The organism is Streptococcus agalactiae, assembly GCF_949788565.1.
In the GTDB taxonomy this organism is placed as follows: domain Bacteria; phylum Bacillota; class Bacilli; order Lactobacillales; family Streptococcaceae; genus Streptococcus; species Streptococcus agalactiae.
On the sequence record NZ_OX460931.1, the window covers coordinates 692,692 to 715,988 of the forward strand.

At 34.4% G+C, this 23,297-nt stretch carries 21 protein-coding genes; 16 read left to right on the forward strand and 5 right to left on the reverse strand.

Annotated features, from left to right (window positions below; translation table 11 throughout):
- The first annotated feature begins 6 nt into the window (after positions 1 to 6).
- Positions 7 to 837 (forward strand): MetQ/NlpA family ABC transporter substrate-binding protein, encoded by an 831-nt coding sequence (locus QOR44_RS03705; protein ID WP_000735512.1) that lies wholly within the window; start codon positions 7 to 9, stop codon positions 835 to 837.
- A gap of 234 nt (positions 838 to 1,071) precedes the next feature.
- The gene (cshA, locus tag QOR44_RS03710) at positions 1,072 to 2,658 is read left to right on the forward strand and encodes a degradosome RNA helicase CshA (RefSeq protein WP_000673086.1); all 1,587 of its coding nucleotides are present in this window, start codon (positions 1,072 to 1,074) and stop codon (positions 2,656 to 2,658) included.
- 184 nt (positions 2,659 to 2,842) lie between these two features.
- On the opposite strand, the gene QOR44_RS03715 is transcribed toward cshA, so the two are convergent.
- Together QOR44_RS03715 and QOR44_RS03720 are read right to left on the reverse strand one after the other, a co-directional pair.
- Entirely contained in the window at positions 2,843 to 3,109 is a 267-nt protein-coding gene (locus QOR44_RS03715) for a GIY-YIG nuclease family protein (protein ID WP_000598736.1), read from the reverse strand.
- Positions 3,102 to 3,866, reverse strand: a complete 765-nt coding sequence (locus QOR44_RS03720) for a tRNA1(Val) (adenine(37)-N6)-methyltransferase (protein WP_000567424.1) — start codon at positions 3,864 to 3,866, stop codon at positions 3,102 to 3,104. The genes QOR44_RS03715 and QOR44_RS03720 overlap by 8 nt, the downstream gene beginning before the upstream one ends.
- 134 nt (positions 3,867 to 4,000) lie before the next feature.
- On the opposite strand from QOR44_RS03720, the gene QOR44_RS03725 reads away from it, so the two are divergent.
- From QOR44_RS03725 to QOR44_RS03745, 5 genes are all read left to right on the forward strand, one after another.
- Positions 4,001 to 4,741, forward strand: coding sequence for a lysophospholipid acyltransferase family protein (locus tag QOR44_RS03725; RefSeq protein WP_000500221.1), 741 nt, complete (start codon positions 4,001 to 4,003; stop codon positions 4,739 to 4,741).
- A 98-nt stretch (positions 4,742 to 4,839) separates the two neighbouring features.
- Positions 4,840 to 5,493, forward strand: coding sequence for a helix-hairpin-helix domain-containing protein (locus tag QOR44_RS03730; RefSeq protein ID WP_000461740.1), 654 nt, complete (start codon positions 4,840 to 4,842; stop codon positions 5,491 to 5,493).
- Positions 5,477 to 7,714, forward strand: coding sequence for a DNA internalization-related competence protein ComEC/Rec2 (locus QOR44_RS03735; RefSeq protein WP_000939914.1), 2,238 nt, complete (start codon positions 5,477 to 5,479; stop codon positions 7,712 to 7,714). The genes QOR44_RS03730 and QOR44_RS03735 overlap by 17 nt, the downstream gene beginning before the upstream one ends.
- Before the next feature lie 124 nt (positions 7,715 to 7,838).
- Positions 7,839 to 8,648, forward strand: coding sequence for a Cof-type HAD-IIB family hydrolase (locus QOR44_RS03740; protein WP_000153216.1), 810 nt, complete (start codon positions 7,839 to 7,841; stop codon positions 8,646 to 8,648).
- Positions 8,649 to 8,658: 10 nt separating this feature from the next.
- Complete coding sequence (locus QOR44_RS03745) at positions 8,659 to 9,603, forward strand: LacI family DNA-binding transcriptional regulator (RefSeq protein ID WP_000200826.1); 945 nt, start codon at positions 8,659 to 8,661, stop codon at positions 9,601 to 9,603.
- A gap of 58 nt (positions 9,604 to 9,661) precedes the next feature.
- On the opposite strand, the gene QOR44_RS03750 is transcribed toward QOR44_RS03745, so the two are convergent.
- A complete protein-coding gene (locus tag QOR44_RS03750) occupies positions 9,662 to 10,654 on the reverse strand; it encodes an alpha/beta hydrolase fold domain-containing protein (RefSeq protein ID WP_000800991.1) in 993 nt (330 codons plus the stop codon).
- A 175-nt stretch (positions 10,655 to 10,829) separates the two neighbouring features.
- Here QOR44_RS03750 and QOR44_RS03755 point away from each other — a divergent pair, with 175 nt between their 5' ends.
- From QOR44_RS03755 to QOR44_RS03780, 6 genes are all read left to right on the forward strand, one after another.
- Entirely contained in the window at positions 10,830 to 11,558 is a 729-nt protein-coding gene (locus QOR44_RS03755; RefSeq protein ID WP_000468967.1) for a methyltransferase domain-containing protein, read from the forward strand.
- A gap of 53 nt (positions 11,559 to 11,611) precedes the next feature.
- The gene (gene holA, locus QOR44_RS03760) at positions 11,612 to 12,649 is read left to right on the forward strand and encodes a DNA polymerase III subunit delta (RefSeq protein ID WP_000560292.1); all 1,038 of its coding nucleotides are present in this window, start codon (positions 11,612 to 11,614) and stop codon (positions 12,647 to 12,649) included.
- Positions 12,650 to 12,728: 79 nt separating this feature from the next.
- Positions 12,729 to 13,337: a superoxide dismutase SodA gene (gene sodA / locus QOR44_RS03765; RefSeq protein WP_000974717.1), complete on the forward strand. Its 609-nt coding sequence runs from the start codon at positions 12,729 to 12,731 to the stop codon at positions 13,335 to 13,337.
- Positions 13,338 to 13,675: 338 nt separating this feature from the next.
- On the forward strand, positions 13,676 to 14,527 hold the full coding sequence (gene licT / locus QOR44_RS03770; protein WP_000584608.1) for a BglG family transcription antiterminator LicT: 852 nt from the start codon (positions 13,676 to 13,678) through the stop codon (positions 14,525 to 14,527).
- Positions 14,520 to 16,388, forward strand: coding sequence for a PTS beta-glucoside transporter subunit IIBCA (locus QOR44_RS03775; protein ID WP_000170539.1), 1,869 nt, complete (start codon positions 14,520 to 14,522; stop codon positions 16,386 to 16,388). Before licT ends, QOR44_RS03775 begins: the two co-directional genes overlap by 8 nt.
- A 16-nt stretch (positions 16,389 to 16,404) precedes the next feature.
- Complete coding sequence (locus tag QOR44_RS03780; RefSeq protein WP_000215673.1) at positions 16,405 to 17,832, forward strand: glycoside hydrolase family 1 protein; 1,428 nt, start codon at positions 16,405 to 16,407, stop codon at positions 17,830 to 17,832.
- 68 nt (positions 17,833 to 17,900) lie between these two features.
- Here QOR44_RS03780 and QOR44_RS03785 read toward each other — a convergent pair whose 3' ends face one another.
- A complete protein-coding gene (locus QOR44_RS03785; protein WP_000776696.1) occupies positions 17,901 to 18,995 on the reverse strand; it encodes a CdaR family transcriptional regulator in 1,095 nt (364 codons plus the stop codon).
- A gap of 166 nt (positions 18,996 to 19,161) precedes the next feature.
- Between QOR44_RS03785 and QOR44_RS03790 the strand changes: the two genes are divergently transcribed.
- From QOR44_RS03790 to QOR44_RS03800, 3 genes are all read left to right on the forward strand, one after another.
- Positions 19,162 to 20,304: a glycerate kinase family protein gene (locus tag QOR44_RS03790; RefSeq protein ID WP_000869903.1), complete on the forward strand. Its 1,143-nt coding sequence runs from the start codon at positions 19,162 to 19,164 to the stop codon at positions 20,302 to 20,304.
- 24 nt (positions 20,305 to 20,328) lie between these two features.
- Positions 20,329 to 21,585: a GntP family permease gene (locus tag QOR44_RS03795; protein ID WP_000388411.1), complete on the forward strand. Its 1,257-nt coding sequence runs from the start codon at positions 20,329 to 20,331 to the stop codon at positions 21,583 to 21,585.
- 100 nt (positions 21,586 to 21,685) lie between these two features.
- Positions 21,686 to 22,750, forward strand: coding sequence for a serine hydrolase (locus QOR44_RS03800; RefSeq protein WP_000814859.1), 1,065 nt, complete (start codon positions 21,686 to 21,688; stop codon positions 22,748 to 22,750).
- A gap of 54 nt (positions 22,751 to 22,804) precedes the next feature.
- Here the strand turns inward: QOR44_RS03800 and QOR44_RS03805 are convergent, their stop codons facing one another.
- Entirely contained in the window at positions 22,805 to 23,248 is a 444-nt protein-coding gene (locus QOR44_RS03805; RefSeq protein ID WP_000606029.1) for a MarR family winged helix-turn-helix transcriptional regulator, read from the reverse strand.
- Positions 23,249 to 23,297 lie beyond the last annotated feature (49 nt).

Here is a 23,297-nt window from a genome sequence, read left to right on the forward strand (position 1 = left end):
GGAACTATGAAAAAATTACTTTCCCTAACATGTCTAATCATGATGTCTTTATGTTTAGTGGCATGTACTAAGCAAGCAATGTCGTCTAAGCAAATTAAAGATAAGAATAGTAAAGAAAAGGTGATTACTGTTGCAACTTACAGCAAACCTACATCTACCTTTTTAGATTTGGTTAAAGATAATGTAAAAGAAAAAGGATATACTTTAAAGGTTGTCATGGTCTCTGACTATATTCAGGCTAACATTGCTTTAGAAAACAAAGAACATGATGCTAACCTTTTACAACATGAATTTTTCATGAGTATCTTTAATAAGGAAAATGATGGTCATCTAGTGTCAATTACACCAATTTATCATTCATTGGCTGGTTTTTATGGTCAACATTTGAAAAATATTGCCGAGCTTAAAGACGGTGCTAAGGTAGCGATTCCGTCTGATCCTGCCAATATGACTAGAGCTCTGCTATTATTGCAAGAAAAGAAACTTATCACCTTAAAGAATACGTCCAAAAAGACCAAGGCTATCGAAGATATTATTACTAACCCTAAAAAATTACGAATTGAACCTGTAGCATTACTTAACCTCAATCAGGCCTATTTTGAATATGACCTTGTCTTTAATTTCCCTGGATATGTGACAAAAATCAATCTAGTTCCTAAAAGGGATAGATTATTATATGAGAAAAAACCAGATATCCGTTTTGCAGGTGCCTTGGTAGCTCGTGAAGATAATAAAAATAGTGATAAAATAAAAGTACTTAAAGAAGTACTAACAAGTAAAGAGATTCGTCACTATATCACTAAGGAGATTCCAAGTGAAGCAGACGTTGCGTTCTAGATAGATAAACTATGAACCCTCCTTCTTTATAGATGGAGGGTTTTTATTGCCTTTTTTCTATTTTCTGAAGCAACTAATCGAACTAGCAATTTATGAAAGCGTGTTATTTATTAGATTGACCTTATTTTATATCTTTTTACTTTTAATTGTGTTACACTAAGTAGGTTGTCAGAAAAGATAACTAATAAAGGTTCATAAGGCAGCTTCGCACTGTCTTTTAGAAAAGAGAAACATTTGAAATTTACAGAACTTAACTTATCGCAAGATATTCTTTCAGCGGTAGAAAAAGCAGGCTTTGTAGAGCCATCACCAATCCAAGAAATGACTATCCCACTTGCTCTTGAAGGCAAAGATGTCATTGGTCAAGCGCAGACAGGTACAGGAAAAACTGCAGCTTTTGGGTTACCAACTTTAAATAAAATTCATACTGAAGATAATACTATTCAAGCACTTATTATTGCTCCTACACGTGAACTTGCAGTACAATCACAAGAAGAATTGTTCCGTTTTGGACGCGATAAAGGTGTTAAGGTCCGCTCTGTTTATGGTGGGTCAAGTATTGAAAAACAAATCAAGGCATTACGTTCAGGAGCACACGTTGTTGTTGGAACTCCAGGTCGATTACTTGATTTAATTAAACGTAAAGCACTTAAACTTAATCACATCGAAACTCTTATTCTTGATGAAGCAGACGAAATGCTTAACATGGGATTTTTAGAGGACATTGAAGCAATCATTAGTCGTGTACCAGAAGCACGTCAAACTCTTTTATTCTCAGCGACAATGCCTGATCCAATCAAACGTATCGGGGTTAAATTCATGAAAGATCCTGAGCATGTTAAAATTAAAGCAACTGAATTAACTAATGTGAATGTTGATCAGTATTATGTTCGTGTTAAGGAAAATGAAAAATTCGATACTATGACACGTTTGATGGACGTTGATCAACCAGAATTGTCAATTGTCTTTGGACGTACGAAACGTCGTGTAGATGAATTAACTCGTGGTCTAAAATTACGTGGTTTCCGAGCAGAAGGAATTCATGGAGACTTAGATCAAAATAAACGTCTTCGTGTTATCAGAGACTTTAAAAATGACCATATTGATATTCTTGTTGCCACAGATGTTGCTGCGCGTGGTTTAGATATTTCAGGCGTTACACATGTTTACAACTATGATATTCCCCAAGATCCAGAAAGTTATGTTCACCGTATTGGACGTACTGGTCGTGCTGGTAAATCTGGTCAATCTATCACTTTTGTTTCACCAAACGAAATGGGATATTTGACAATTATTGAAAACTTAACTAAAAAACGTATGACTGGAATGAAGCCTGCTACTGCAAGCGAAGCATTTCAGGCTAAGAAAAAAGTTGCATTAAAACGTATTGCACGTGACTTTGAGGATCAGGAATTAGTTTCTAAATTTGATAAATTTAAAGCCGATGCTTTAGAATTAGCAACTCAATACACACCAGAAGAACTTGCTCTTTATGTCTTAAGCTTAACAGTTCAGGATCCAGAATCGTTACCAGAAGTTGAAATCACACGTGAAAAACCATTACCATTTAAACCATCAGGTGGTGGCTTTAAAGGTAAAGGTGGACGAGGTAATGGCCGTGGTGGCGATCGTCGACGCAATGATCGTGGTGATCGTCGTGGAAATCGTGACCGTGATGATCGTGGAGGTCGTCGTGATTTTAAACGTCGTGATGATAAGTTCAAGAAAGATAATCGTCGTCAAGAAAATAAAAAACCTCATAAAAACACTTCAAGTGAAAAACAAACTGGATTTGTTATTCGCAACAAAGGCGATAAATAAGAGGATTACGAAAAAGGAGTTGCTGAGCGACTCCTTTTTTATTTTGTGTAAGATAAAGCGTAGATAGTGATATCCATAAAATTGCCTTATAACTTTAAGAATGAAGACAAAAGGTTAAAGTGAGGTTGAAATTTAAAAGTTAAAGAAGCGAGGATAGGCTCATTACACTTAGTATATTATCGTATTATTGTTCATTTTTATGTTGTTTAATATAAGTCAATTTTGCTTGCCGAGTCTTTTGTTTAAATAATGCTTCTGCCCTCATTGCTTCTTGTTTGCTATTAAAAGCTTCAGAATAAAGAAGTTTTACTGGCAATCTCGCACGAGTATATTTAGCACCTTTTCCGGTATTGTGTGTATTGAGACGGCGCTTGACATCTGTAGTATAACCTGTATAAAGTGTTCCATCTGAACATTCTAAAACATACATATAAGCAGGAACTTTAATCATAAGATTTTCCGTTTTCTCCGAAATATATATCAAAAATAGTCTCAGTATAGTCTCCATTATCTTGATGAACAACAAGAGGAGGAAGTATTTTCATACCTTCTGTCGAGCTATCTTTAATAGCTTCAATTAAAAGCATATTAGCATCTTTTCCTAATTTTGGATAAACAAATTGGATACGTTTAGGTGCTAAATTGAACTGACGCATCGTATCAATAATTTCAAGGAAACGGTCTGGACGATGTACCATAGCGATACGTCCTTTTGTTTTTAGAGCATGTTGAGCAATTTGACAAATCTCTCTAAGGTTTGTTGTTATTTCGTGTCTTGCAAGGAGATAATGCGGGCTTAGATTTTTTTTAGAGGTTTCGCTTGTTTTGAAATAAGGTGGATTGCAAAGCATTAAATCAACGTTTGAACGTTGAACATGATCAAGAAGATTTTTTAAATCATCATTAATCATAGTAACCTGTTTTTCCAATTTATTGAGCTTAATCGAACGCTTAGCCATATCCGCAAGGCGCTCTTGTAGTTCGATCTCTATAATTGTCGCATTTGTTTTGGTGCTGGCAAACAAACCGACAGCACCATTACCACTACATAAGTCAACGATAAGACCACGAGAAGGAAGTTTAGGGAACCGAGACAATAAAACACTATCTATGGAATAGGAAAAAACTTCTTTGTTTTGGATGATTTTGACATCAGTTGAAAAAAGCTGATCAATGCGTTCATTTTCTTTTAAAATTGTATCTATCATAGGCTTATTATAGCAAAATTACAGCTTCCTAGCACTAGTTTTGAAAGTGTGGAGGTTGATTTTAAGATAATTCTTTCTAAAAAAAAGGAAGCATGATAAAATAGAAGTTACTTGATGAAAGGTAGAGGAGAAACATGTTCTATACTTACTTACGTACTTTAGTTATGTTCTTGATTTGGGTGGCTAATGGTAATGCGCACTATCATAATGAAGATAAAATGTTAAAAGATGATGAAAATTATATTTTAGTAGCTCCACACAGAACATTTTGGGATCCTGTGTACATGGCTTTTGCTGCTAGACCCAAACAGTTTATTTTTATGGCCAAAAAAGAATTATTCACGAATCGTTTGTTTGGTTGGTGGATTAAAATGTGCGGTGCTTTCCCTATTGATCGTGAAAAGCCAGGGCAAGATGCTATTCGATATCCTGTAAAGATGCTGAAAAATAGTAACCGTTCTTTGGTGATGTTTCCGAGTGGAAGCCGCCGCTCTAAAGATGTCAAAGGAGGCGTAGCTGTTATTGCAAAAATGGCAAAAGTCAGAATTATGCCAGCAGCATATAGAGGTCCTATGGTTTTTAAAAATCTATTAAAGGGGCATCGTGTTGATATGAATTTTGGTAACCCTATTGATGTTTCTGATATTAAGCGTATGGATGCCGAAGGGATTGCAGAAGTATCTCGTCGTATTCAGGAAGAATTTGATCGTTTAGATAGAGAAAATGAAACTTATGATGATGGTAAGAAATTAAATCCATTGACTTATATTTATCGTCTACCTTTAGCAATTATAGCTATTGTCTTGCTTGTCCTAACTCTAATTTTTAGTTATTTAGCAAGCTTTGTGTGGGATCCACAAAACCATCTAAAATAAGGGTTACATGGAAACTATTTACTTTTTAGTAAATAGTTTTTTTGTTTTTAATAGGAAAATCTCTTTAGTTACGAATAAGTAAATGGAGGAATATTTTTATGTTTGAAATAGTATTGGAAAAAATTAAATCGCATAAATGGGAGACAACAGGAATTATTGTAGGACTCTTATTGTTTGGAATTTTGGGTTTAAATCATTTTGGCACTCATCATAAAGAAGACGATTTAAATATCAATTTAGAGAAAAAAGTATCAACTATAACAGAAAAAAAGGTACCAATGATTAGTCACGTCAAAGATAAAGTATCTAATCAAGTAACGGTTGACGTAAAAGGGGCAGTCAATCATCCAGGTGTTTATAGTTTGCCTTCTCAAAGTCGTGTAACAGATGCGATTAAGCGTGCAGGTGGACTAAGCAATCTCGCTGATAGTAAATCCGTTAATCTAGCACAGAAATTACAAGATGAGACGGTTATCTATGTTGCTCAAAAAGGTGAAAAAATAACTGTTGTGGAAGAGGAGAAAGCAAATAATATCGCCACTCAGGGAAATAGTAAGGGGAAAATTAATCTTAATAAAGCAGATTTATCAAGTCTTCAGACCATATCAGGCGTTGGAGCTAAAAGAGCTCAAGATATTTTAGATTATCGTGATAGTCAAGGTGGTTTTAAAACTATTGATGACCTCAAAAACGTATCAGGTATTGGTGAGAAAACACTAGAAAAATTACGTCAAGATGTTACAATTGACTAAGTATTTTCCTCTAAAACCTATTTATTTAGCATTGTTGGTCTTCCAAATTTACTTACTAGTGTTTTCTTGGACAATGCTTGGTTGTGCCTTTCTTTTATTTACTTTTATTTTTCTGATTTATCAATATGATCGTGAAACTATTTTTAAAACAATAGCAATAGTAATTTTTTTCTTATTTTATTTTTTATGGCAAAATCACAATATGAATGTCCAATATCAAAGAGTACCGAATCATATTAGCCAGATTGAAGTGCGTATTGATACTATTTCTATCAATGGTGATGTTTTATCATTCCAGGCAGATGCTTCAGGTAACACTTATCAAGCTTTTTACACATTAAAAAATAAAAGTGAGAAAGATTATTTTCAAAATCTTGATAATAATATAATGATCATTGCAGATATCAAACTCGAAGAAGCAGAGGAGAGAAGGCATTTTAATGGCTTTGATTATCGTCAGTATTTAAAAAGACATGGAATTTATCGTATCGCCAAAGTGACAAAGATAAAACAGATACGCTTATCTCAACATAGGTCTTTCTTTGCTCTTATGTCTAAGTGGCGTAGAAGTGCAATTGTTATTAGTCAAACTTTTCCAAATCCTATGCGTCACTATATGTCAGGACTTTTGTTTGGATATCTAGATAAGACCTTTGATAACATGTCCGATTTATATAGTAGTCTAGGTATTATACATTTATTTGCTTTGTCAGGTATGCAAGTAGGTTTTTTTCTCGGTATTTTTCGTTATATCTGTCTACGTATTGGCTTACGTCTAGACCATGTTTGGTTACTTCAAATACCATTCTCGCTAATTTATGCTGGTTTAACAGGCTTTAGTATCTCAGTCGTTAGGGCACTTATTCAATCTTTATTATCACATAGCGGTGTCAAGAAAGATGAGAACTTTGCTCTCTGCTTGTTAATTTGTCTTATCTCTCTCCCCCACTCACTTTTGACTACGGGAGGAGTTCTTAGCTTTGCTTATGCTTTTATACTTACGATGACCTCCTTTGATCATTTTTCGAGTATAAAAAAAGTAGCTATCGAATCTTTGACAGTCTCTGTAGGAATTCTTCCCATACTAACCTACTATTTTTCGGGTTTTCAACCAATATCAATTATATTAACAGCACTTTTATCTTTTGCATTTGATATTATATTTTTGCCTTTATTAACTGTTATATTTGTCTTATCGCCTATCGTTAAATTAGGTTGTATTAATAGTTTGTTTGAAATCCTAGAAGTGTTATTAAAATGGACTGGGCAACTGTTTCCAAGGCCACTTATTTTTGGAAAGCCCAGCCTTTTTCTTTTAATAGTCATGATTATAATTTTGGGATTACTTTATGATTATTATCATTCTAAATGTTTTCGTTATTGCTCCCTTCTTATTATCTTTACCTTGTTTTTTATCACTAAGAATCCAATTACTAACGAGGTCGCGATTTTAGATGTTGGACAAGGAGATAGTATTTTAGTGAGGGATTGGTTAGGAAAAACAATTTTAATTGATACTGGGGGAAGGTTGAGATTTGAACAGCCTGAAGAATGGAAACAAAAAGTAAATCAGTCTAATGCTGAGAGAACGCTCATTCCTTACTTGAAAAGCAGAGGCATTAGCAAGATAGATGATTTAGTGATAACTCACACCGATACAGATCATATGGGGGATATGGAAGTTATCTCAAAGCATTTTAAAGTTGCACGTTTGATTACAAGTTCAGGTTCTTTAACGAATTCGCAGTACGTTAAGCGTTTATCAAAGATAGGTGTAGCGGTAAAATCTATAGAAGCCGGTGATAAACTTGCTGTCATGGGAAGTTATTTACAAGTACTTTACCCATGGCACAAGGGTGATGGAAAAAATAATGATTCAATTGTTTTATATGGACATTTATTAGGAAAAGGCTTCTTATTTACCGGTGATTTGGAGGAAGAGGGAGAAAAGCAGTTATTAGAAGCTTATCCTAATTTATCAGTAGATATCCTTAAAGCAGGACATCATGGTTCTAAGGGCTCATCAAGTCTATCCTTTCTGAAAAAGTTGTCTCCTAGTGTGGTTCTAGTGTCAGCTGGTAAAAATAATCGTTACCAGCATCCTCATCAAGAGACTTTACAAAGGTTCCAAAAGATTAAAAGCAAGATTTTCCGAACGGATCAATCAGGCACAATTAGGCTAACAGGATGGTGGAAGTGGCATATTCAGACAGTTCGTTGATTTATTAAAATGATTGCGTATCTGTTAAATACAATCTATTTTTCTCAAGAATTCAGTAATTTTAAGCTTGACATGGAACGGGTTCCAGCATTTATACTGATTTCAGAAGAAGAGAGGTATTTTTATGACTATCAAACGTATTTTTTGTGACATGGATGGTACACTATTAAATAGTGAAGGACAAGTGAGTAAAAGTAACGCTACCTTAATACGTGAGGCAGCGATTCCAGTAACTTTAGTGTCTGCTAGGGCACCTATGGAAATGAAGGATGCCGTAGATGCACTTCAATTAGGAGGAGTCCAAGTTGCTTTTAATGGAGGATTGATTTATAGAATAGGAGATAATAATCAAGTTCTACCTATTCATACACAAATCATTAAAAAAAGCACAGTAAAACAATTGCTAAGAGGAATACGGTTTCATTTTCCTCAAGTTAGTTTATCTTATTACGATCTTAATAACTGGTATTGTGATAAAATAGATGAAGGAATCCGATACGAACATAGTTTAACTCAACAATGCCCAACGTTTATTCATAATGAGGATCAGTTTTTAGAAGGTCACACAAATACTTTTAAAATTATGATGATTACTTTCGATGAAGCAAATATGCTAGAATTAGAAAAATATCTTCAGAGTTTGGAGTTACCAGAAATTACTATTCAACGCTCAGGTAAAGCGTATCTTGAAATTACACATCTCTTAGCCAAAAAATCTAAAGGAATTGCTTCCATCCTTCAAAAAGAGCAGTTAGCTAGAGAAGAAACGGCTGCATTTGGAGATGGACATAATGATTTGTCTATGCTTGAAATGGTAGGTTACCCTATTGTTATGGATAATGCTTTTGATGATATCAAAGCGATAGCATATCAACTAACTAAGTCTAATGATGAAGACGGAGTGGGATATGGGATTCAAAAATTTTTAAAGTAGGAGCCTTATAATGACAAGTATTAGTGATATAGCTAAAAAGGCAGGTGTTGCTAAATCAACAGTTTCCCGTGTTATCAATCATCACCCACATGTTTCTGATGAGACGCGACAAAAAGTAATGGCTCTTATCACCGAATTGGATTATATACCAAATCAACTAGCGCGGGATTTAAGTCGAGGCAAAACACAAAAAATAGGTGTCGTCATTCCCCACACGCGCCATCCTTATTTTACACAATTAATAAATGGCCTATTAGATGCTGCTAAAACTACCGATTATCAACTTGTTATGATGCCTTCGGATTACAACCAAGAATTAGAACTTTCCTACTTGAAACAGCTCAAGATGGAAGCTATTGATGCTTTAATATTCACTTCAAGAGCAATTAGCCTCGATATTATTGAAACTTATGCAGAATATGGACGAATAGTAGTTTGTGAAAAATTGCAGGAATATAATCATCTATCCTCTGCTTACCTTGATCGCTATTCTTCATTTCTAGAGGCATTTTCTGATATGAAGTTACGAGGTTTGGAGCACTTAGTTTTATTATTTTCAAGGAATAATGAATCCTCTGCTACCTATCAATCCGCATTATTAGCTTATCAAGAGGTCTATGGGCAACTATCCTCTCCATATATGGTAGTTGGGAATGTTCATGACTTTAATGATGGACTAAATTTATCTTATCAATTGGTAAAAGAAGTTAGTATAGATGGTATATTAGCTACAAGTGATGAAGTCGCGGCAGGGCTAATAAAAGGTTATGAAGAAAGTAGGAAAAAACGTCCCTATATTATTGGTCAGGAATGTTTATTAGTTGGGCAACTTTTGAAACTCCCAACGATTGATCACAAATCCTATTATTTAGGGAAATTAGCTTTTAAACAGGCTTTAGCTGAAAATATTAGTCAAGAAGTTTTATTCTCAGAGTTTTTATCTCAAGACAATTAGTCATTCAAAAGTAATAGAAAAAAGGTTTCCAACTAAACTTGATTGGAAACCTTTTTATTTAATGATTGATAATTTTAAGCATTTGTTTGAAAGCAGTCTCTGCTTCAGGAACCGGTAAGACTGGATAAACGTGGTTCATTTTTTGACCAACGATATAGTGGTGTTTAATGTTTTCTTTTGCTAATTTTTGATGTAATAATTGATTATCGGGGTAGAAAATATCGTGCGTTCCTATAAAAAACGATATTGGAGCCATCTTGTTAAATTGGCTACTGTAAAGAGGACTAACTTGAGGATTTTTAAAATTCTTTTTTCCATTTGCCCAGTAAGGAGCTACTTGTTGTAATTGCCAAGCTTTAAGAAGGGGATCTTTTTTTTGAACTTTTTCAATCTTTGGATTATTAGTAGCAATATCTAACCATGGTGATATTAAAATAATTTCTTTTGGTTGTTTGATATGCTCCGTGACAAGGTTATCAGCAAGACCTAAAGCAAGACCTCCGCCTGCACTTTCACCTACTAGGATAATCTGTTTGTGAGATGTGACGCTAGCTAATGTATTTTGGTATAATTTTTTAATTTTGGGGATAGCATCACTATAATTATATGTAGGAGCTTTAGGGTAAATGGGAAAGACAACTTTTGCATCTAATTTTTTAGCTAGTTTATTGACAAAAATATATTGTAATTCAGAAGCTTGATGGATATATGATCCTCCATGAACATAGAAGATAACCTTTTGCTTAGGATTATTTTTATCATTCCAAGTGAATGTTTGCATGCCATCAGTAGCGGTAATTTCTACCTTTTCATTATTTAATGCCTGAGGAATGTCTACAGGAAGAACATTACGTTTAGCTACCTTAGTTAAGTAATTTTGGTATTCTTTAATGGTTTGAGGCTTAATCTGATTTACCACAGGTAGAGTTTTTTCAATAGTATTGCTAGTTAGGGATCTTTTTTCAACAATATGCGTGTAAGCATATGCTCCCATAAAAATGGCAAAAAAGATTAGAAGTAGTAGTACAATAAGTTTTCGATAGTTTTTCATGATTATCCTTTTGTAATTGAGCTCGTCATGCTAAAAATGATTAGTTGTTATTCTATAATAAAGTAGATACGAAAACAAGAAAATAATGCTATAAAATTTCAACCTATTATAATTTTTTGCTGATAGTACGTATTAACCTTTAATTTGCTAAAATAGAAGAGAGGAGAGTGTTATTATGTTTCACAGAGAAGATTTTTCAAAAGCATTATTAAAAAAAGCTTTGCAGCCCGGTATGAGAGTTATGGATATTGGTTGTGGTAGTGGGGAATTAACGCGTTTGGCTGCTGATATCGTTGGTAAAGAAGGTGATGTTGTAGGAATTGATATTAATGAACAACTTTTATGGCAAGCTAGACATGATAATGGCTATGCTAATGTTAGTTATCAAAATGCAGATTTAGCAGCACTTTCCTCCTTTGAAACAAAAAGTTTTGATGCTATTATTGGACGTCGTGTATTAATGTATCAAAAAAATCCAAAGAAAGTAATAGAAAGTTTAACACCTTTGTTAAAGCAAAATGGTTTTTATGTTTTTCAAGAAAGTGATGCAATGTGTTTAGAACTAGCTAAGCCTAGCTTTGTAAATATGAATAAAATACAATCACTAATCTGGCAAACTGTTGAGAAGGAAGGAGGACACATTCATATTGGAAGTCAACTTGAGCAATTAATGTTAGAAGCAGGCTTAATCGTTGACCATTTTGTATCAGAAAATGTCATTCAAACGTCACAAACTGGTACAGATCTATCTTGGCTACTAAATATCATGAAAGAAAGAATACAAAAATATAGTGACCTTCAGGGGTTAGAAGATGTCAATTTACAAAAAGAATTAGAAGAGAATAATGACCATTTTATCCGAGATTGTCAATTTGGAATTATTTCTCATAGAGTTGATGAATGATTTTAAGTATTATTTGACACCTTGAAAAGTTTCCTTATGGTATAATAAGGAATATGATTGCGATTGAAGAAATTGGGAGAATTACCCCAGATAATTTAGGGTTAGTAACTGTTTTAGCAGGAGAAGATTTAGGGCAATATGCTCAGATGAAAGAGAAGCTATTTCAGGTAATTGGATTCAATAAAGACGATTTAGCCTATTCTTATTTTGATTTAAGTGAAGAAGACTATCAAAATGCGGAATTAGACTTAGAAAGTTTACCTTTTTTATCAGACTACAAGGTTGTTATTTTTGATCAGTTTCAAGATATTACGACTGATAAAAAAACTTATTTAGATGAACAAGCAATGAAGCGCTTTGAAGCCTACTTGCAGAATCCTGTAGATACTACGAGACTTGTTATTTGTGCCCCAGGAAAACTTGATGGAAAACGTAGACTTGTAAAGTTATTGAAACGTGATGCTCGTGTTTTAGAGGCTAATACTTTAAAAGAATCAGATTTAAAGACGTATTTTCAAAAATATGCTCACCAAGAAGGATTAGTTTTTGAAGCAGGTGTTTTTGATGAGTTATTGATTAAGTCTAACTATGATTTTAGTGATACTTTAACGAATATCGCTTTCTTAAAGTCATATAAAACAGACGGTCATATTTCGTCCAATGATGTTAGAGAGGCTATCCCTAAAAGCCTGCAAGATAATATATTTGATTTGACTCAAGATGTCTTACTTGGTAGGATAGATTTAGCGCGTGATTTAGTAAGAGATTTACGTCTACAAGGCGAAGACGAAATCAAATTGATTGCAATCATGTTAGGACAGTTTCGGATGTTTTTGCAAGTTAAAATATTGGCTAGTAAAGGAAAGTCAGAGAGTCAAATTGTTTCTGAACTATCCCATTACATAGGACGTAAAATCAACCCTTATCAAGTAAAATTTGCTGTCAGAGATTCTAGAAATCTTCCCCTCGCTTTTTTAAAAGAAGCGATTAGGATTTTAATTGAGACTGACTATGCTATTAAAAGAGGGACTTATGATAAGGATTATCTCTTTGATTTAGCCTTATTAAAAATTGCTCATAAAAAGCCCTAATTAAAGAAACAAAAGAGTTGAAAGCTGTTCCAAATTCCTATAGAATAAGGGTAACAATAGATGAAAAGAGGATTTCGACATGGCAATTATTTTACCAGATTTACCCTATGCATATGATGCGCTTGAGCCACATATTGATGCTGAGACGATGACACTACATCATGATAAGCACCATGCAACTTATGTTGCTAATGCAAATGCTGCTCTTGAGAAACATCCTGAAATTGGAGAAGACTTAGAGGCGCTCTTGGCTGATGTTTCTCAAATTCCAGAAGATATTCGTCAGGCAGTCATCAATAACGGTGGCGGACATCTTAACCACGCTCTTTTCTGGGAATTGATGTCACCAGAAGAAACTCAAATTTCACAAGAGTTATCTGAAGACATTGATGCAACTTTTGGTTCATTTGAAGACTTTAAAGCTGCTTTCACAGCAGCAGCAACAGGACGTTTTGGTTCAGGTTGGGCTTGGCTTGTTGTTAATGCTGAAGGCAAACTTGAAGTGCTTTCAACTGCCAATCAAGATACTCCAATTATGGAAGGCAAGAAACCTATTTTAGGGCTTGATGTATGGGAGCATGCTTATTACTTAAACTATCGTAATGTTCGTCCTAACTACATCAAAGCTTTCTTTGAAATTATTAACTGGAATAAAGTAAATGAACTTTACCAAGCTGCTAAAGCTTAATAAAAAAACGAGTCGATAGGCTCGTTTTTTTATTATTCTAAAAGTTGATAATGTTTTTTAAAAGTCTAGAAGTCCAAACTCAGATAAAACTAGAACAGTCCTATTGTCTTAAACTAAGCGAATAAGTTTATTGAAAGCGCTTGACAAGATTAGTAAGAAATGATAAAATTAAGACGTTTTCAGGTGTTATTATTTAAGGTAAGCAAGCTGATAACAGATAAAATTGCATAATAAAGGATGTTATCACATTTTGTGAGCAGGGACCTATTCAACGACGACTTTTTGTTGTGTCTTGGATGGGTCATTTTTTATTGTGTGAGTGAAGGACTAGGACTTTAATGATTATAAAACGCGTATTAAATCATAATGCAGTCATATCAGTAACACATCAAGGATTAGATGTGTTACTGATGGGGAAAGGAATTGCATTTAAGAAAAGAATAGGTGATAGGATTAATAGCGATGCTATTGAGAAGTCATTTGTTTTAAAAAATAGTGATAACATGAACCGTTTTACGGAGTTATTTATTACTGTTCCAGAAGAAGTAGTTGCATGTTCAGAACGAATTATCAACCTAGGTAAAATCAAATTGGGTAAGAACTTAGATGAAATTCTTTATATTAATTTGACAGATCATATTCATTCGGCTATTGAAAGACATGAACAAGGAATGGTTATCCAAAATCCACTAAGGTTGGAAATCCAGCGTTACTATCCTGATGAATACTCCATTGGGATGAAGGCTCTGGAACTTATAAAGGATGAATTGGGTATTTGTTTAACAATTGATGAGTCAGCTTTTATTGCTATGCACTTTGTAAATGCTGGATTGGATAATCCGTTTAATGAAGCGCATAAAATCACTGAGATTGTATCTTACATTGAACAGAAAGTAAAAATAGATTTTCGAACAGAACTAGATGAAAGTTCAATTGATTATTATCGTTTCATGACACATACCAAATTATTTGCTCAACGTGTTTTATCAGGAATGAAATACGAAGATGATGATGCTGATTTACTTTTGGTAGTTAAGAAAAAATATCCGAGAGAATATAAATGTGTTAAAGAGATCGGCAACAATATGGCTATCCAATACCAATATCAACTTAATTCAAGTGAACTCCTATATCTGACGGTGCATGTTAAACGATTAGTTAAAAATTTAAAGGAGATATCAGATGACTAAATACCAAGAGACTGCTAAAGCTATTTTAGCAGCAGTAGGGGGAGAAAAAAATATTCAACACGTAACCCACTGTGTGACACGATTACGATTAGTTTTAGACAATGATGAAATTGTCAACGATCAGGTTATTAAAACTATTCCGAATGTTATCGGTGTTATGCGTAAAAATGATCAATACCAAATTATTTTGGGAAATGATGTCAATAATTATTATAATGCTTTTTTGGCCTTAGGTCATTTTGAAAATACTACCAGAGAATTTTCATCACAAAAAAAGAGTTCAATACTTGAGAAATTAATTGAAACGATTGCAGGAGTCATTACGCCGCTTATACCTGCTCTTCTAGGAGGAGGTATGCTCAAGGTTATAGGTATTTTGCTCCCTATGCTCGGTATAGCAAACTCTAGTTCTCAAACAGTAGCTTTTATCAATTTTTTTGGTGATGCCGCTTATTATTTTATGCCAATAATGATTGCTTATTCAGCTGCGTCACGATTTAAAGTTACACCTGTATTAGCTGCTACAGTAGGAGGGATTCTCTTACACCCTGCTTTTGTGACAATGGTAGCTGAAGGAAAACCATTATCTTTATTTGGAGCTCCGGTTACACTGGCTAGTTATGGTTCTTCTGTTATTCCAATCTTAATTATGGTTTTTCTTATGCAATATATTGAGAGATGGATTAATAAAATTGTTCCTAGTGTAATGAAGAGTTTTTTACAACCGACTTTGATTATTCTCATTTCTGGCTTTTTAGCTTTAGTGGTCGTGGGGCCACTGGGGGTAATTATTGGTAAAGGATTGTCTAGTGCAATGCTTTCGATTTACCATGTGGCACCATGGTTAGCTTTAGCTATTCTTGGTGCTATTATGCCATTGGTTGTTATGACAGGAATGCACTGGGCATTTGCTCCAATCTTTTTAGCTGCTTCTGTTACGACACCAGATGTTTTGATTTTACCAGCAATGTTAGCTTCTAATTTAGCTCAAGGTGCAGCTTCCCTTGCTGTTGCAGTTAAGGCTAAACAAAAACAGACACGTCAGGTGGCCTTTGCAGCAGGTTTATCAGCACTACTAGCTGGTATCACAGAACCTGCACTTTATGGTGTCACACTGAAATTCAAGAAGCCTTTATACGCTGCAATGATATCAGGTGGTTTAGTAGGAGCTTATATTGGATTAGTTAATATTGCTTCCTATACATTTGTAGTGCCATCTATTATTGGTTTGCCACAATACATCAATCCACAGGGGGGCAATAATTTCAGTAATGCTGTTATTGCAGCAATAGCTACTATTATTTTGACTTTCATTATTACATGGTTCTTGGGAATTGATGAAGGAGAAAACGAAAAAAGTAGTATTAATGCTCAAGAGCACACACATATTAGAAGTGGTTTATCAAAAAAAGAGACATTGTATTCACCTATGGTAGGCAATGTATTACCTTTATCTAAAGTACCCGATGAAACATTTTCATCTAAATTACTAGGTGAAGGTTTAGCAATCACTCCTAGTGTGGGTGAAGTTTATGCACCATTTGATGGTGAAATTATAAGTTTATTTCCTACAAAACATGCCATTGCCTTAAAGGATGATAAGGGAGTCGAAGTGTTAATCCATATTGGAATAGATACTGTAGAACTAAATGGAGAAGGTTTTGAACAATTGGTCAAAGTTGGCGATTTTGTTAAACGAGGACAGTTACTTTTGCGAATGGATATTGATTTTATTAGTTCAAAGGGGTATTCTCTTATTAGTCCGGTTGTGGTTACAAATTCAATTGATCAACTTGAAATTATCGTTAAAGACGAAGAGACAATGGTTACAAATGAAGATGATTTACTTGTAATTCTTTAAAAGGAAGGATGATAATATGACGGTTTTTCCTAAACATTTTCTATGGGGAGGTGCAGTTGCTGCCAATCAGGTAGAGGGTGCATTTAGAACAGATGGCAAAGGTTTATCTGTACAAGATGTACTTCCAAATGGCGGTTTAGGCGATTTCACCGCCAAACCTACTCCAGACAATTTGAAGCTAGAAGCAATTGATTTTTATCATAACTATAAAAATGATATAAAACTGTTTGCAGAGATGGGCTTTAAAGTTTTTAGAACCTCTATTGCCTGGTCTCGAATTTTTCCAAATGGTGATGATAGTGCTCCAAACGAAGCTGGCTTACAATTTTATGATAATTTATTTGACGAGTTGCTTAAATATAATATCGAGCCCTTGGTTACCTTATCTCATTATGAAACACCGCTTCATCTTGCAAAGACCTATAATGGTTGGGCTGATAGACGTTTGATAGCATTTTTTGAGAAATTTGCTCAAACAGTCATGGAGCGTTATAAAGATAAGGTGAAATATTGGTTGACTTTTAATGAAGTGAATTCTATTTTACATATGCCTTTCACCAGTGGTGCTATTATGACCGACAAATCACAACTAAGTCCTCAGGAGCTTTATCAAGCTATTCATCATGAATTAGTAGCATCGGCTAGAGTGACAAAATTAGGGCGTTCTATCAACCCTAATTTTAAAATTGGCTGTATGATTCTGGCTATGCCAGCTTATCCTATGACATCTGATCCAAGAGATGTCCTGGCTGCAAGACAATTTGAACAACATAATCTGCTATTTTCAGATATACATGTCAGAGGTAAATATCCCACTTATATTCAATCCTATTTCAAAAATAATGGTATTAAAATTAAATTTGAAGAAGGAGATGAGGAAATATTGGCACAAAATACAGTAGATTTCCTATCGTTTAGTTACTATATGAGCGTGACACAAGCTTATGACTTTGAAAATTATCAAAGTGGTCAGGGAAATATCCTTGGAGGCCTGACTAATCCTCATTTAACAACTTCAGAATGGGGATGGCAAATCGATCCCATCGGGCTACGCCTAGTCTTAAATCAGTATTATGAACGTTATCAGATTCCGTTGTTTATTGTAGAAAATGGATTGGGAGCAAAAGATCAATTGATAGAAACACTAGACGGTGATTATACTGTTGAAGATGATTATCGTATTGATTATATGAATCAACATTTAGTTCAAGTTGCTAAAGCTATTGAAGATGGTGTTGAAATAATGGGATATACATCTTGGGGGTGCATTGATTGTGTATCCATGTCTACAGCTCAACTAAGTAAACGTTATGGTCTAATATATGTTGATCGAAATGATGATGGAACAGGGAGTCTACAACGTTACAAGAAGAAGTCATTTGGTTGGTACCAAAAAGTGATTAAGACAAATGGCCAATCATTGTTTGAACATCATAACAGATAACATGTTAAACAACTAGTCTCTGTTTCAATTTAATATAAAAAGGAGTATCCATAGGTTACTCCTTTTTATTATAATTTATGAAGGTTAATATCTTCTGATTTAAGTGCTAGATACAATAAAGTTGCATCCTTAAAGTTTCTTGGGTTGAGTTGCGTTGATTCATAAATCTTATTTAACCTATATTGAACAGTATTTTTATGGATAAAAAGTTCCTGACTACATTCTTTTAATGATAGATTATGCTTAAAATATGAGTTAAGCAAGATCTTATCATTTTCAGATAAGTTTACAAGCGCTTTATTTAGCACATATTGTTTAATATTAGAATCAATACTTGTTAATAACAGTTCAAGATCAAGGTCGTCGACGAGGTTGACCTTCTGTTGACCTTTTAAAGCTTTCAGGGCTAAGATAGACGTTTCATATGATCTTTTTAAAAGTGATAAAGATGATTTTTGTCCGATACCAACTTTATAGAGGCCCTTTTCGCATTCAAACTTTGACAGGATATTTGGATAATAATAGTCAAACATCTGGTCAGAAAGTAAAAGCCAGTATTGATTGGGATAATTAAAGGTATAAATAGCAGTGTCAAGTTTATCAAAAAAGTTCAAGAGTGACATTTCAGATTGACTTAAGAGTAATTTTTGTTTTTGACTATTGATTTCAAAAGTGAGTAGACGATAGTCAGTTTTTTCTGATAGGTGGTATTGGTTTAAAAATTGATTGAGGTAATAGTAGTCTAACTCTCTGCCTTCAACAAGATGATGTAAGACAATAGAAGCTTCGTTTTTTCGCCCGAAATCCAGATAATCTAATTCATGCTCTTTTAAGATGAGTCGAGTCATTTTTTGAGCAAGTAAAGCATATTTTCCTACTTGGTTGGGGTTTCCACTAATCCCAATAGTAGCTAATAATTCACAATTATAATAGAAAGGAATATTGATCCCTGCTTGTGTCCCAAAATAAGATTCTTGATCTGTTACTTCAATCATTTGTCCTGTCTGTGCTACTTTTAAACCAATTTCATGGAATTCTCCAACACGTTTTGGATTGGTACTAGCGAAAATGATTCCTTTGGTATTAATAAAATTAATATCTTGTTGACAAACATCTTTGATAGAGGTAACGATTTGTTGTGCGAGTTGTTTTCTTAATTTCATTCAGCTTACCTTTTGTTATATATAACAAATATCATATCATAAAAACGCTAACATTTGTTCTATAGTCTATATTTTTTGTTATTTGATTTTGTTACTATAATTGAGTGATATAAAATAGTGAAAAAAATAACAAAGATTCACAAAATATTTTCAAGGAGGTTTTCAAATGAAGGTAGTAGTAGCTATTGATTCTTTGAAAGGGAGTCTTTCTTCTTTAGAAGCTGGCAATGCTATAAAGGAGTCAATTAATGAAGTAATCCCAGGGGCGGATGTGGAAGTACATCCATTAGCAGACGGGGGAGAAGGAACTGTTGAAGCTTTGACGCTAGGTATGGGGGGGACGATCGAAACAATCCCTGTTAAGGGGCCTCTTGGAGAAAAAGTACATGCGAGTTATGGTATTATTCCACAGCGTCAGTTAGCTATTATTGAAATGGCTGCAGCTGCTGGTATTACCCTAATTGCTACTGAAGAGAGAAATCCTCTCCATACAACCACTTATGGAGTTGGAGAAATGATAAAGGATGCTATAAGTAAAGGCTGTAGGCACTTTATTATTGGTATTGGAGGTAGTGCTACTAATGATGGTGGGGCAGGTATGCTACAAGCTTTGGGATATGCATTATTAGATAAAGATAATCAAGAAATCAGTTTGGGAGCACAAGGATTGGCAGATTTAAAATCTATCTCTACTGATAAGGTTATTGAAGAATTAAAAGAATGTGATTTTAAAATTGCATGTGATGTAACAAATCCTTTATGTGGTGCTCAAGGTTGTAGTTCGATTTTTGGACCCCAAAAAGGTGCTGATGAAGATATGATTACAAAAATGGATACTTGGTTAAGTAATTATGCTACTTTAGCTACTTCAGTTAGTGAAAAAGCAGATGCAACTATTGAAGGAACAGGTGCAGCGGGTGGGCTTGGATTTGCCTTTTTAGCCTTTACAAATGCCACCTTAGAACCTGGTATTGATATTATTCTATCAGAAATTAACATAGAAAAAGCGATTTCTGAAGCTGATTTAGTAGTTACTGGTGAAGGTCGTCTGGATGGGCAAACGGTGATGGGAAAAGCTCCAATTGGCGTAGCAAAATTAGCTAAAAAATATGGTAAGAAAGTAGTGGCATTCTCTGGATCTGTCACCGAAGATGCTATACTTTGTAATCAACATGGTATTGATGCTTTTTTTCCAATCGTACGACGCCTTATCAGTTTAGATGAGGCTATGTCTAAAGAGGTAGCTTATAAAAATATGAAAGAAACTGCTACTCAAGTCTTTAGATTAATCAATTTGTATAATCATTAATATTGAAAGGAATTCTGATAAGTTATGGAAGCTACATTTACAACAACAGGGGCTTTAATAGGATTAGCGCTTGCTATTTTACTGATTATCAAAAAAGTTCATCCTGCCTATAGTCTCATTCTTGGAGCATTAGTTGGTGGTTTGATTGGTGGCGGTGATTTAGTTACAATTGTCAATACTATGGTATTAGGTGCGCAAGGGATGATGTCATCCATATTACGCATTTTAACATCAGGGATTTTAGCGGGTGCTTTAATTAAAACCGGATCAGCTGAAAAAATTGCAGAAAGTATCATTAAAAAATTAGGACAACAGCGAGCCATCACAGCTTTAGCCATCGCAACAATGATTATTTGTGCAGTAGGTGTCTTTATTGATATTGCAGTTATTACAGTTGCTCCGATTGCATTAGCAATAGGTAAAAAAGCTAATCTTTCTAAATCTAGCATACTGTTAGCAATGATTGGTGGTGGTAAGGCTGGGAATATTATCTCACCCAATCCTAATACAATTGCTGCTTCAGAAGCATTTAAGGTTGATTTAACAAGCTTAATGGTACAAAATATTATTCCTGCAATTGCAGCTTTAGTAGTTACGATTATATTAGCAAAGATTGTTTCCAAGAAAAATAACGATATTTCTTATGATAGTGAGGAGCAAGTGGGCTCTGATCTGCCAGCATTCTTACCGGCTATTTCTGGTCCACTTGTGGTTATCTGCTTATTAGCTCTTCGTCCTTTATTTGGAATCACTATTGATCCCTTGATTGCACTGCCGTTGGGTGGTCTAATTAGTATTTTAGCAACAGGTTACCTAAAAGAAACGGTACCGTTTGTTGAATACGGTTTATCAAAAGTTGTTGGCGTTTCAATTCTTTTGATTGGAACAGGTACGCTCTCAGGTATTATTAAAGCATCTAATCTACAATTTGATATGATTCATCTCCTTGAATTTTTAAATATGCCGACCTTTATCCTTGCCCCACTCTCAGGTATTTTTATGGGAGCAGCAACAGCATCAACGACTTCTGGAACAACTATCGCTTCACAAACGTTTGCTGAAACCTTGATTAAATCGGGGGTACCGGCGGTTTCGGGTGCAGCTATGATTCACGCAGGTGCGACTGTTCTGGATTCGCTACCTCATGGATCCTTCTTCCATGCGACAGGCGGAGCTGTCAATATGGCTATAAAAGATCGTATGAAACTAATTAGCTATGAAGCTTTGATTGGATTAACTAGCACAATAGTTGCTGTCGTTTACTATTGTTTCTTTGGGTAAAATTTGGATGAATACGTGATGTTTATTATCACTGTTTGAATAGAATTCTCATTGATTTTTTCTAATTTTCTTACTATAATAAATTAGTAGGAGAGGTGTTGTGAAACAAACAAAGAAAGAATTTATTTTAGGATTAACCATTATTATTGCCCTTACTTTATTAATCATGCTGATTTTTTTAGTAATGTTTAATAAGTCCAGCAACTCTAAGTTGAAGCAGACAAAAGATAGAAGAATATTATCTACTTCAACCACAAGGACATCCAGTATCTCACATGATCAAAAAATTGTAGAAAAGTCTCTTGAAAAAAAGAAAATGGTCATGGAACAGGATATGGAATTGATGAATGCCTATAGACTCTATTATGATTATGCCCATTTGTCCTTGAAAGACGTTGTTCTGGCCTATATGTCTGAATATGGCATTGAAAAAAATAGTGTTGCTTTTTCTTATAAAAATTTAAAAACAGGACAAAGGGACGCTATGAATGATACTCAGGCTATGACAGCAGGGAGCACCTATAAGTTACCTCTTAACATGTTGGTAGTAGATGCAGTGGTCAAGGGCAAGTTGTCCATGGAAGAACGCTTTGATATTACCGAGACTGACTATGAATATATTGGTGAACATAATAATTATGTTGCTGCTTTCTCGGGGGCAATGTCTATTGATGATATGCAAAAATACTCTTTAGTTTATTCAGAAAATACACCCGCCTATGCTTTAGCTGAGCGTATTGGTGGCATGGATAGTGCTTATTCAAAGTTTGGTCGTTATGGCCAATCTAAAGGAGACATCAAAAATATACAAAAAAACGGTAATAAAGTGACAACAGATTACTATATTCAAGTGCTAGACTATCTCTGGAAACATCGTAAAAAGTATGATAGTTTAATTACTTATTTAGAAGAAGCTTTTCCAACGGATTATTATCGTGCTTTGATACCATCTGATGTTGTTGTTGCTCAAAAGCCAGGGTATGTCCGTGAGGCGTTGAATGTTGGAGCAATTGTCAAAGAAGAAGTGCCTTATATTGTTGCTATTTATACTGCAGGTTTAGGTGGCTCTACTCAGGAAGATTCAGAAATTAATGGAGTGGGACTATATCAGCTGGAACAATTATGTTTTGTTATTAATCAATGGCATCGTGTTAATATGAATTAGAAATAAATCTATCAAAATAATAAAAACCTCTTAGATTAACTATCTAAGAGGTTTTTATAAATGTGATTTTATAACTTGGTTAAGTGAAGAAAGGGCAGAAACAGTTTTTTGATAAGATTCAGGACTAATTTCTGAGAAAAAATACCCGCACGATTGCACCGCATTGACAACGGCATCTTGTGACTCAATACCTTTGTTACTTAGATGAATAATGAGTTGCCTTTTATCATCTCTTGGTTTTTCTCGTACAATCCACCCACGATTTTCCATACGCTTTAAAACTGGAGTTAGGGTATTCGAATTAAGAGATAGTGCATAACTAAGTTCCTTCATATGCCGATGATCCTCTTCCCAAAGGACTAACAAGATAACGTATTGGAGATAAGTCAATTGAAATTCATCCAAAGCTTTTTGGTAAAATTTATTGAAAAGTCGATGTGTTTCACTAACCGTAAAACATAATCGCTCGTCTAAAATACTTCGATTACTCATTATCATATTGTAGCATTTTGGAGGCGTTATAGTATGTCAATCGTGTTAAAAAACG

Coding starts and splice junctions, on each gene's coding strand:
- QOR44_RS03705 (WP_000735512.1), top strand. CDS start 7: ATGAAAAAATTACTTTCCCTAACATGTCTAATCATGATGTCTTTATGT.
- QOR44_RS03715 (WP_000598736.1), bottom strand. CDS start 3,109: ATGATTAAAGTTCCTGCTTATATGTATGTTTTAGAATGTTCAGATGGA.
- QOR44_RS03720 (WP_000567424.1), bottom strand. CDS start 3,866: ATGATAGATACAATTTTAAAAGAAAATGAACGCATTGATCAGCTTTTT.
- QOR44_RS03725 (WP_000500221.1), top strand. CDS start 4,001: ATGTTCTATACTTACTTACGTACTTTAGTTATGTTCTTGATTTGGGTG.
- QOR44_RS03730 (WP_000461740.1), top strand. CDS start 4,840: ATGTTTGAAATAGTATTGGAAAAAATTAAATCGCATAAATGGGAGACA.
- QOR44_RS03735 (WP_000939914.1), top strand. CDS start 5,477: ATGTTACAATTGACTAAGTATTTTCCTCTAAAACCTATTTATTTAGCA.
- QOR44_RS03740 (WP_000153216.1), top strand. CDS start 7,839: ATGACTATCAAACGTATTTTTTGTGACATGGATGGTACACTATTAAAT.
- QOR44_RS03745 (WP_000200826.1), top strand. CDS start 8,659: ATGACAAGTATTAGTGATATAGCTAAAAAGGCAGGTGTTGCTAAATCA.
- QOR44_RS03750 (WP_000800991.1), bottom strand. CDS start 10,654: ATGAAAAACTATCGAAAACTTATTGTACTACTACTTCTAATCTTTTTT.
- QOR44_RS03755 (WP_000468967.1), top strand. CDS start 10,830: ATGTTTCACAGAGAAGATTTTTCAAAAGCATTATTAAAAAAAGCTTTG.
- holA (WP_000560292.1), top strand. CDS start 11,612: ATGATTGCGATTGAAGAAATTGGGAGAATTACCCCAGATAATTTAGGG.
- sodA (WP_000974717.1), top strand. CDS start 12,729: ATGGCAATTATTTTACCAGATTTACCCTATGCATATGATGCGCTTGAG.
- licT (WP_000584608.1), top strand. CDS start 13,676: ATGATTATAAAACGCGTATTAAATCATAATGCAGTCATATCAGTAACA.
- QOR44_RS03775 (WP_000170539.1), top strand. CDS start 14,520: ATGACTAAATACCAAGAGACTGCTAAAGCTATTTTAGCAGCAGTAGGG.
- QOR44_RS03780 (WP_000215673.1), top strand. CDS start 16,405: ATGACGGTTTTTCCTAAACATTTTCTATGGGGAGGTGCAGTTGCTGCC.
- QOR44_RS03785 (WP_000776696.1), bottom strand. CDS start 18,995: ATGAAATTAAGAAAACAACTCGCACAACAAATCGTTACCTCTATCAAA.
- QOR44_RS03790 (WP_000869903.1), top strand. CDS start 19,162: ATGAAGGTAGTAGTAGCTATTGATTCTTTGAAAGGGAGTCTTTCTTCT.
- QOR44_RS03795 (WP_000388411.1), top strand. CDS start 20,329: ATGGAAGCTACATTTACAACAACAGGGGCTTTAATAGGATTAGCGCTT.
- QOR44_RS03805 (WP_000606029.1), bottom strand. CDS start 23,248: ATGATAATGAGTAATCGAAGTATTTTAGACGAGCGATTATGTTTTACG.